6 protein-coding genes are annotated in these 9,732 nt (G+C 75.0%); all 6 read left to right on the top strand.

The features are described from left to right. Window positions 1–18 precede the first annotated feature (18 nt). The 6 genes from ABD366_RS28365 (at window position 19) to ABD366_RS28340 (ending at window position 9,703) form a co-directional block, all read left to right on the top strand. Window positions 19–792, top strand: a complete 774-nt coding sequence (locus ABD366_RS28365) for a type VII secretion system-associated protein (RefSeq protein WP_324774856.1) — start codon at window positions 19–21, stop codon at window positions 790–792. 64 nt (window positions 793–856) lie between these two features. Continuing rightward, complete coding sequence (locus tag ABD366_RS28360; RefSeq protein WP_324774858.1) at window positions 857–1,810, top strand: type VII secretion system-associated protein; 954 nt, start codon at window positions 857–859, stop codon at window positions 1,808–1,810. A 589-nt stretch (window positions 1,811–2,399) separates the two neighbouring features. Next, the gene (locus ABD366_RS28355; protein WP_324774860.1) at window positions 2,400–3,392 is read left to right on the top strand and encodes a type VII secretion system-associated protein; all 993 of its coding nucleotides are present in this window, start codon (window positions 2,400–2,402) and stop codon (window positions 3,390–3,392) included. Continuing rightward, window positions 3,389–7,450 (top strand): hypothetical protein, encoded by a 4,062-nt coding sequence (locus tag ABD366_RS28350; protein WP_344442709.1) that lies wholly within the window; start codon window positions 3,389–3,391, stop codon window positions 7,448–7,450. Before ABD366_RS28355 ends, ABD366_RS28350 begins: the two co-directional genes overlap by 4 nt. A 36-nt stretch (window positions 7,451–7,486) precedes the next feature. Then, window positions 7,487–9,079, top strand: a complete 1,593-nt coding sequence (locus ABD366_RS28345; protein WP_324768186.1) for an RICIN domain-containing protein — start codon at window positions 7,487–7,489, stop codon at window positions 9,077–9,079. Window positions 9,080–9,256: 177 nt separating this feature from the next. After that, complete coding sequence (locus tag ABD366_RS28340) at window positions 9,257–9,703, top strand: hypothetical protein (RefSeq protein ID WP_324768185.1); 447 nt, start codon at window positions 9,257–9,259, stop codon at window positions 9,701–9,703. The last annotated feature ends 29 nt before the right edge of the window (window positions 9,704–9,732 follow it).

Below are 9,732 nucleotides of genomic sequence, written 5' to 3'. Positions count from 1 at the left end.
CATCCCAGCGAGGAACTCATGAACGACAACACCGCCGCCGGGGCCGGGGCCGCCAACGACGCCATGCCGCCGATTCCCGACGACATCAAGGAAGCCGCCCGGCTCGCTCCCGACCACTGGCTGGGCATGGTCGACCCCGCGTGGTCGGGGGAGGGCGAACCGCCCGACTGGGCGGTGGTGGGCCAGTGGAGGTCCGGCCTGGACGGCGACATCGAGGAGTGGCGCCCCAACGAGGAGTACCGCCCCTCGCCCCAGGCACTCGGCTGGTCCGCGCCGACCGATCCGGTGGACGAGGCGGTCCAGCTCGCCGCCACCGGCTACGGCTCGGGTGAGGCGGTGCCGCGGACGCTGGCCGTGGCGGAGGTCGCCGTCCTGCTGGGCCCCGGCGGCGTCCCGTTGTCGGCCACCTCACCCGACGGGGCCTGGGTGGTGCCCGTCTTCACCTCCCCCACGTACCTGCACGCGGCCGGGCGCTTCGGCTACGAACTGATGCCGGTTCCCGAGGTGGTGGACCAGATACCGGCGGGCCACGTGCTGTACCTCAACCCCTCCGGACCGGTCGGCATGACCGTGGAGACCGACGCCCTGCGCCGGGCGCTCGAAGCGGCGGCCCAGGAAGCCGCGGAGACGCCGGACGGGGAGGAAACCGAGGGCCGGTCGGCCCCCGCGCCCTCCTCGGCGGCCGGCGGCGCGGAGGTGCCGAAGCGCCCGGCCGGCGAGACCCCCGCCGGTGCCCGCGCCGGGGGACGGGCCGGCCAGGAGTCGCCCCCCGGCCCCGGCGACCGACCGTGACGTACCGCACACCGCGTTCCGCGTACCGCACATCGCACACCGCATCCCGATGGAGTTGCCTCCCATGACGAGCCTTTCCGGTACTCCGGACCACGAGCCTGAGAACACCGCCGAGGCGGACACCGCGGACGGGCCCGTCGGCGCGGGCCCGGACGACCCGCCCCCGGCCCTCACGGGCGGTCCCGTCCAGGGCGGTCCGTCCGCCGTGCTGAAGGGCCGGCCGGGGTTCCGGGAGCCGCCCGAGGACTACGTCAAGGCCGCCAAGGCGGCCCCCAACCACTGGCTGTCCGTGATCGACCGGCACTGGAACGGTGACGAGGGCGAACCCACTCCCTCCTGGGCGAGCCTCGGGCGCTGGCGCAGCGACGAGAACGGGGAGATCGTCGAGTGGGAGGTGAACACCGACTACCGTCCCTCGCCCGACGCGCACGGCTGGGCCCCGCCGGTCAGCCCGGTGGACGCCGCCGTGCAGCTGGTCGCCACCGGATACGCCTCGGAGGATGTGTTCGCCCTGATGCTCGCCGACGCCGAGGTGGCCGTGTGTCTCGACGAGGACGGCGGCCTGGCGGTGACGGACGCGGAGGACGGTACCGAGGCCGTGCCCGTCTTCTCGCCGTCGCCGGAGCTGGAGGACGACAAACTGCCTCCGCACGAGGTGATGTCCGTACCCGCTCTCCTGGACCGGTTGCCGGAAGGGAAGGAGGTGCTGTTCCTCAGCTCCTCCGCCCCGGTGGGACAGCTCGTCACGGCGGGCTCGCTGCGGGAGGCCAAGTCCGACCTTGAGCGGTACGAGGCGGAGGAGGCCGCCGACGTGTGGTCGACTCCTCCCGCACCGTCCGGCGGCTCGCCCGAGGGCTTCGCGGATGTGCCGGACCTCGGGTCGGTCGAGGGATGGCCCGACTTCCCCACGGACGCGCAGTGGCCGACGGACGAGAACGCGGAGGACGGGCCGGGCAGCGACGACGGGCCGGCCGGGAGGCCGGAGCGGCCCGGGCCCGGAGTGGCGGGAGAGAACTGATACGCGGGTGGCCCCGGCGGAGACCGCCGGGGCCACCGACGGACCGGAGCGGGACGGCGAGCGCGGCCACCGAACTCGTATCCGGGACCCTACGGTTGATCTTTGGACGGTATCCTCGGGCGGTACTCCAAGGTGGTCTCCTGCCCGTAACCGATGGCGGTCTCACGCGTGTTCGGCGATTCCGTTCTCTGCCCGCGCGGTGGAACGCGGAGGTGACGGGCGGCGCCTTCCTCGAAGCACGACACCTCTCGTGGCCTGCGAACGGGGCGTCAGGAGCGCGCTGGTGGAAGCGGCCGGGAACAGAGTCGTTCTCGGACCGGGCCACGACTTCCCGTCGTGTCACACGACGTTCACGTTCCACACCCCGCCCCGTCATGGAAGGGAACCCCGACATAGCGTTCTGCGCCACCAGACTGTTAACTGGTGAGGGTGAGTTCGAAGGGATGGACCGTGTCTTCTGTTTCTGGAGTGCCCGTCGGTGAGTGAGTACGACGACAGGGCCGTCCCGGAGAAAGCTGTTCTGCCCGAACCAGAGCCCGAGCCCCAACCAGAGTCTCTCCCCGATGCCGAAGACGCCGGGGTGATACCGGTGTTCGGGCAGATCGCCACCGAGTCCGCCGCCGTCGGGTCCGCCGCCACCGCCGGGCCGACGGCCGTGGCCGACGAGGGCGGGAGCGACGAGGACCGGACCGACGGGGTGGACGGCCCGGCCGCGTCCCTGCCCGAACCGCCCCCGGAAGTGGTCGAGGCCGCCCGGGGCCTGCCCGACCGGTGGCTGAGCGTTCCCGATCCCGCGTGGTCGGGCGAGGGCGCGCCGCCCGCCTGGGCGATCCCCGGCCGGTGGCGTACGGACTCCACGGGCGCGGTCGTGGCGTGGGAGGACAACGAGGAGTACCGCCCCTCCCCGGACGCGCTCGGCTGGCCCAGGGCCACCGACCCGGTCGAGTCCGCGATCCAGCGCGCCGTGACCGGCTACGGCCCCGCCGGGGAGGTCCTCCGTACACTGGCCGCCGCGAAGGTCGCGGTGCTCGTCGGCCCCGACGGCGGGCCGGTGGCCGTGCGGTCGGCGCAGGGCGAGCCGGTGGTCCCCGTCTTCACCAGTCCCGCGTACTACCGCGTCGTCGGGACGTTCGCCGCCCGGCTGGTGCCGGTGCCCGACGTGGTCGAGGGGCTGCCCGAGGGGCACTCTCTCTACGTCAACCCGACCGGACCGGCGGGGATGGTCATGGAGACCGAGGCGCTGGCCGAGGAGATCGCGGCCCAGGAGCGCGGCGAGGCCCGCCCGGTGAGCGTGGACGCGACGGGAGAGCCGAGGACTCCGCGCATCCACGCGGTACGGGTGGCGGATCCGGCGGTCCGGGCGACGGACGACAAGGCGGGCGCGGGCACGGCGGCTGCCGCCGGCCCGACGAGGGCCGCGGGCACGGACACCGCGACGGCTGACGCGGAAGACGGTGCGGGCCGGTCCGACGCGTCCGACGCGTCCGACGCGTCCGGCGTGCCCGACGTGTCGGACGTGCCTGACGCACCGGCCGCCCCCGAGGCGGGCAAGGCCCCGGTCGGCAGGAGGCCCAAGGAGTGACACCCTGGGGTGGTCCCTTCGCGCGGCGCCGCGGCGATCGTTCCGCGGCTGTCGCCAAGCACCTGCGGGACGACGGTGTGCCCTCGGCCGGTGGAGCACCGGCCGAAAAGGAGACGCCGGACGCGCCGGAAGGACTCCTGGTCGAGGACCATGACGGCCTGCTGTTGCTCCGAACTCCCTCGGACGACACGCTCACCCCCGCCGACGTCGCCGACCTGGCGCGCAGCATGCGTAACGACGACGGGACCGTGACCGTCATCGCGGGCGCCGAGGGGGTGGAGGCCGCCTCCTTCTGGCCGAGGCTGAGCGAACTGCTGGACTCACTGAGCGAGTCGGGCACCGAGACCGTTCGGCTGGTCATGGCCGGTGCTGGGCACGACGTCAAGGACCGGCCCGCCACGGCGCGCCGGATCGCCGACGCCTGGGGGTTCGAGGTGAAGGCCCCGGACGGGCCGCCCCTCGTCGTACCGGGCGGCTCGCTCTTCGTCCCGCCCGCACCGGAGGGCGGCGGGAAGCCATCGGCGGGCGGCTGGTGGCGGTTCGCCCCGGGCGCGAACCCGGAACCCCTGGGCCCGCGCAGCCCGGGGCCGTCCTGGCAGCCCGCGTTGCGCGGCGTGCCGTCGGGAACGGCCGGCGGCAGCGTGGTGCAACAGATCCCGGCCGGGCTGCTGGTACGCCCCGCCGAGGCCACTCAGGCCCAGCCCGGCGACCTCTACCACGCCGTGCCGGTCGATCCCCGGCGCCCGGCCGTGGTCATCGGCGTCCCCTACGGCGAGGACGTGTCGGCCGAGGAGGTCGCCGAGGTGCTCGCGGCCCTGCCGGAGGAGGTCAGGTCCGGCGTACGGCTCGCGCCCGGCGGGCGGCGTGACGTGCTGCCGCTGGCGCAGTCGGTGTCCGACCGTCTGGACGCCGACGTGGAGGTGATGACCGGTCTGCCGCTCGTCGCGGCGAGCGGTCCGCTGGGGTCGTACACCGTGCGGTCGGTGCTGGCCGCACCGGACGGCACGCCGAAGTGGATACCGTTCGTGGACGCCGTCGTGTGCCGGCCGCCGGACGGGGAAGGCCGTGCCCGGCCGCCCCGGCTCCTGCGCTGGACCCCGCCGCTGCCGGGCCCCGCGCGCCCGGAGGAGGGCGTGGTCGGCCTGACCGATCGCTGGCAGGTCACGGTCACCAGGGCGGGCCTGTGGCTCGGTCCTCGGAACGGCCCGAGGCTGTCCCTCACGGCACGTCAGGTGGACGCGTCCGGCCCGGTGATCGAGCTGGGCATACCGGGCGAACTCATGGACGCGTCCCTGTGGCCGGTCCTGGCGAACCTGCTGGGAGCCCTGACACCGGCCCTGCGCGAGCGCGCGACGCTGCATGTGCACGGCGTGTCCCAGGACGGCGGGCGCGAACTGCGCCGACTGGCCGCCCATTACCGCCTGCGCACCCTCCGCTACGCTGCTCCCGCCCCGGCACCGGCCCGTCCGAGGCCGACGGCTCAGACCCTGGGCCCGGCCCAGCCCCAGGTCCAGGTCCGGCCCGGCCAGGCCGCCACGGCCGGGGCGCCGCCCGCGCCCGCACCTGGGCCCGCGCACGGACCGATGTCGCCGTTACCGTCGGCGGTGCCGGTGTCGACCGAGGGAAACCGGCCGACGACGGCGCCCGTACAGGGGACCGGACGGCCGGAGCGGGCCGCTGCGGCGGAGGCCGGCTCGGCCGGGGCCGTGGCACCGGCGGGACGCCCGGGGGCGCGTACGGGCCCGGAACCTGGTCAGGGACCACAGACGGGGTCGGCGCAGCCGGGGACGCTGCGGCCGGGGCAGCCGGACCTGCCGTCGCGGCCGCTGCCGCCGGGCCGGACCGCCGGGTCCGGGCCCGACCGGCCGGCGGAAGGCGCCGGGCGGACCGTACGGGCCGAACGCGCCCGGCAGCTCAGGGAAGCCATGGACGCGGCGGCGAGCGCGAACAGGACGATGGATGGACGCGCCGAACGCGCCCGGCAGGTGAGGGAGGCCATGGCCGCGGGCGGGGCGGCGGAGACGAACGCGAGCGTCGGGGCGCCCGTACGGACCCCCGGCGCGGGCACGGCCGGAGCCCCCGGAGCCCCCGGAGCCCCCGGAGGTACCGGGGCACTTGGGGTGCCCGGCACGCCGAGTACGCCTGAGCAGCCCGGGGCGCCCTCGGACCCCGGCGGACAGCCCGAGCCGGACGACTGGTCCGACGACCCCGTACCGAGCGGGTCGCTGGGACGCCCCAGGAGGCCGGGCGCGGCCGGGGAACCGGCGACCGGCACTGCGGGAAGCCCCCCCGTCCCGGCACCGGTCGAACAGCGGGAACCCGCCGGGCCCCACGGAGCGCCGCAGCGTGCTGAGGAGAAGGACGCCCGGACGCCGGCTCCGGACGCCGGGCGGAGCGAGGCCCCCCCGCGGGCCGACGGCGCGAAGACGGCCGACGGCGTTGGCACGGGCCACGACCCGATGCGGCCCGGCGGTCCGGTGCGGGTCGGCGGTCCGGAACGCCTTGATGGTTCTGCCCGGGCAGAGGTCCCCACGAGGGATGACGGCTCCGATGCGGCCGGTGCCCCCGCGCAAGCCGGTGACGCGGTGCGAAGCGGCGCTTCCGTGCGCTCGGGGGGCACCGAGGCGGCCGACGAGCCGGGACCGAACGGAGAGCCGTCCCGCGCCCCGCACCCCGGGGCGCACGAGGGAGGCGTAGAGCACGATCGGCCCGAACCGTCCGGTCCGGTCGACGCACAAGGAAACGGGCACGACGGACGAGACGGTCGCGATGCCCAGGCCGACCTCCCGGGGGCGGCCGGTCCTGACACCGCCGGTCCTGACGCCTCCGGCCCCGCCGGGGGCGAGACCGAGGCCCCGGACCGGCCCGACGACGTGTCCGCGCCGGAATCGGTGCGCGCGGAATCCGGCACGCCGGCCGATCCGGCGCCCGCCACGCCCCCCGCGTCTCCGGGGGCCATGGCGTCCCGCGACATGACGGCCGGGAGGCCGGCCGACGGCCCGGACGGTCCTTCCACCGCCGGACCGGCACCCGCGCCGGACGACCGGGGCCGCGGCCACGGGACCGTACGCCCCGGCCCGTCGGACGCGTCGGCGGAACCGGGCGGTGCGAGGACGGTACGGGACGAAGCGGGTGCGGGCGAGGCGGCGCAGACCTCCAACGCCTCGGAGGCCCCTGGCACACCGGGGGCCCCTGACGCGCCGGGCGCACCCGAGGCCTCGGACGCCGGAATCGTCGCCCACACCGAGGCCGATGCCGACGACGCCGATGCCCCCCAGGACCCCCTGTCCCCCGTCCCGTTGGACCCCGGCCACCGCAGCAGCGAAGTGGAACGGACCGCCTTCCGCGCGCTCGCGGAGGGTATGTGGGACCGGCACGGAGCTGCCGTCGCCCGCTCCCTCGCCCGGATGCCCGCGCTGCGCGGCAGGGAACAGGAGGCGGCCCGCGCCGATCTGATCGCACTGCGCATGTATCTGCACACCTCCGAGGGCCCGTTGAGCCACGGCGCGGTGACTCGCGCCCTGCGCGACTACGATCCCGGCATGCTGCCGTACGGAGCCTGCGTGGCCTCGGCGCTGAACCGGCTGCCGTCCTACCGGGGCGCTGTGCTGCGCGGCACGGGCAGTGACCCCACCGCCGACGGCTCCGGCGTCCCCGCCCTGCCCCGTCGCGGGACGTTGCTGCGCGATGCGGCCCTGCTGAGCACCACGCCGCTCGATCCCACTCGTACGGCCATGGTGCCGGGCGGGAGCTATGTCATCTGGTCGGTGACCGGCCGTCGCGTACGGCAGTTGTCCGACCACAGCCGTGGGCCCGAGGAGGTGGTGTTCGCCCCGGGGACCCTCTTCCGGGTGCTGGACGTCCGCCGCGACGGACCGTCCGTACAGATTTTTCTGCGTGAACTGACCGGTCCCGCCGCGGCGGTCACGCCCGATCCCGAAGCGGATCGGGCCGTGCTCGCCCGGTTGGACGATGTCGTGCGCGGGCGCTCGACGGCACCGGAGGGCACCGGCCACTGGCCGGAGCGCTGCGTCGGCGCCGTGGGCGCCGGGCCGTGACGCGACACCGAACCCAGACATGAGTAGGGAAGTTGCATGGCACCTCAGCATGATCCTTCCAACCGCATACCGCCGCGCTCCGGCACGTCCGCCGACGCAGGCGTCTCCGGGAAGCCCGGAAGCTCGCCGGTGTCGGTCCGCAGGGCGGTGACGATGCGGGGACCGGCCGGGGACCCGGGCGGTGCTCTGGCCCCCGGCGGCGCTCTGACGCCGGGCGCCGGACAGCGGGGCCGTACGAACGCGTCGCCCGCCGCGGCCACCCCGGACACGCATGCCCGTACGGAGCGCAACGGACCGACGAGCAACGGGCCGGACAACAAGGGTCCCGAGCACGACGACCCGGAGAACAAGGGCCCGGAGAACAAGGGCCCGGAGAACAAGGGCCCGGAGAACAAGGGCCCGGAGAACAAGGACGCCCGGAAGAAGGCCACGGAGCGTACGGACGCCGACGGGGCCACCGGCGCCGCGAGAGGCATCGGCGCCCCGAAGCCGTCGGCGGCCACCCCGGCCGGGACCAAGGCGGCGGACAGGGCGGCGACCCAGGCGGCGGTCCAGGCGGCGGCCAAGGGCAGTGCCGAACCGGCGGCGTCCGCGCCCGACTCCTCGGCGTCCTCCGCGTCCGCGCCCGACTCCTCGGCGTCCTCCGCGTCCGCGTCCTCCGCGTCTGCTTCCTCCGCGTCCTCCTCGGCTCCGACCACCGTGCTGGCGACCGTCAGCAGCGCCGGGGGCCCGGCGCCGGACGCCGTCGCGGCGGCAGCGGCGGGCAGCGGTGGCGCGGGCACGAGCTCGCGCGCGGGCGACGAGCCGCCCGGCAGCCGCCCCAAGAAGCCGATGCTGGCGGCGGCGGCGATCGTCGGCGCGATACTGATCGCGGTCCCGTTCCTGGTGGCCGGGCAGGACGAGCGCGAGCCCGAACGGACCCGCGCGCAGAACGCGGCCGACACGGTGCTGGGCACCGAGCGCTCCGCCGTTCCGGACGCCTACACGAGCGAGTCACCGACTCCCTCCCCCAAGCCGAGCAAGGAGAAGAAGGAGAAGCGGCCCGCGCCGGTGGTCCACAAGCAGACGCTCGCGCCGTCGCCGAGCGCCTCCAAGAAGCCCAAGGACAAGCCCAAGCCGAAGGCCAAGGAGCTGACCGCGGCCGAGAAGCTCCGCCAGTGGGCCAACGGCCGCTCCGGCGTGCAGAACACCGTGATCAAGAACGCGGCGACCGGTCAGTGCATCGACATCGGGGGCTACAACAAGGGCAAGATCAACGATCCGGTCAACCAGTACCCGTGCAACGACACGACCGGCGACAACCAGCTGTGGAACCTGGACATCGTGGACAAGAACGGTGGCCCCCAGAACGCCCCCCTCTTCCTGATCCGCAACAACAAGGACGGGCTGTGCCTGGACCTGGGCTACTACAACGCGAGGTCGGCGGGGACGAAGGTCAGCGAGTTCCACTGCAACGCGACCGGCGACAACCAGCTCTGGTGGCTCGACCCCCGCGGGGACGGGAGCAACTGGATCCGTAACGCCGTCAGCAACGACCTGTGCCTGCGCCCGACCGACGGAGCCTCGGCAGGCAACGACGCGCGGCTCGAAATCGCCATGTGCGGGTTCGGTGACCGCTGGATCGTCTGAGGACGGACCCGCTCCGGCGGACCCGACGTCCCCGTTTCCGAGGAGTACTCAGCTACTCCTCGGAAACGGGGACGTTCTCTTTCCCAGCCCTCCCGGCCGCTCTCGTAGCGTTCCGCAGGGCACGGCGGGGACGGCAGCGCGCCGTGCGATCCACCTCAACCGCGAGGGGCCCCGGGCATGTTCCGTCGGCGTGGCGGTCATCCCCGTACGGAAGCCGAAGCGACGGCGACGGCGATGGCGACAGCCGGACGCGCGGACACGGACATACGCACGGGCGTGGACATAGGCACGGACGCACGGGGCGGTGAGCGCCGCTTCCGGCTCCCGACCCGCCGGCAGGCCCGGCGTGATCGACCCCGGCGTGATCGGCCCCGACGCGAAGGTGACCCGGCTGCCGGCCGCCCGCTCGGCCCGTACGCATCGCAAGGCTGGGCCGCCGTGTTCGCCGCGCCGGCACTCACCTCCCTCCTGCTCGGCTCGTTCGGGCTGGCCCTCGGTTCCGGTGCGCTCGGGCACGCGCGTGTCGTACGCCGCTGTACGCATCCCGGACGCGGCCTCGACGTCGTACGGAGCGTTACCGGGGTCGAGGCGTCCGCCGCCGACCGGGTCTTCCAGGTGGTGTAGGCGGGGCGGCCGCGGCCGGACGGCCATGG

The organism is Streptomyces kunmingensis (assembly GCF_039533535.1).
Classification (GTDB): domain Bacteria; phylum Actinomycetota; class Actinomycetes; order Streptomycetales; family Streptomycetaceae; genus Streptomyces; species Streptomyces kunmingensis.
This window is presented reverse-complemented; position numbering and strand designations above follow the sequence as displayed.

Excerpts from the sequence above, each read along its gene's own strand:
- ABD366_RS28345 (WP_324768186.1), top strand. The coding sequence starts at position 7,487 with ATGGCACCTCAGCATGATCCTTCCAACCGCATACCGCCGCGCTCCGGC.
- ABD366_RS28360 (WP_324774858.1), top strand. The coding sequence starts at position 857 with ATGACGAGCCTTTCCGGTACTCCGGACCACGAGCCTGAGAACACCGCC.
- ABD366_RS28340 (WP_324768185.1), top strand. The coding sequence starts at position 9,257 with ATGTTCCGTCGGCGTGGCGGTCATCCCCGTACGGAAGCCGAAGCGACG.
- ABD366_RS28365 (WP_324774856.1), top strand. The coding sequence starts at position 19 with ATGAACGACAACACCGCCGCCGGGGCCGGGGCCGCCAACGACGCCATG.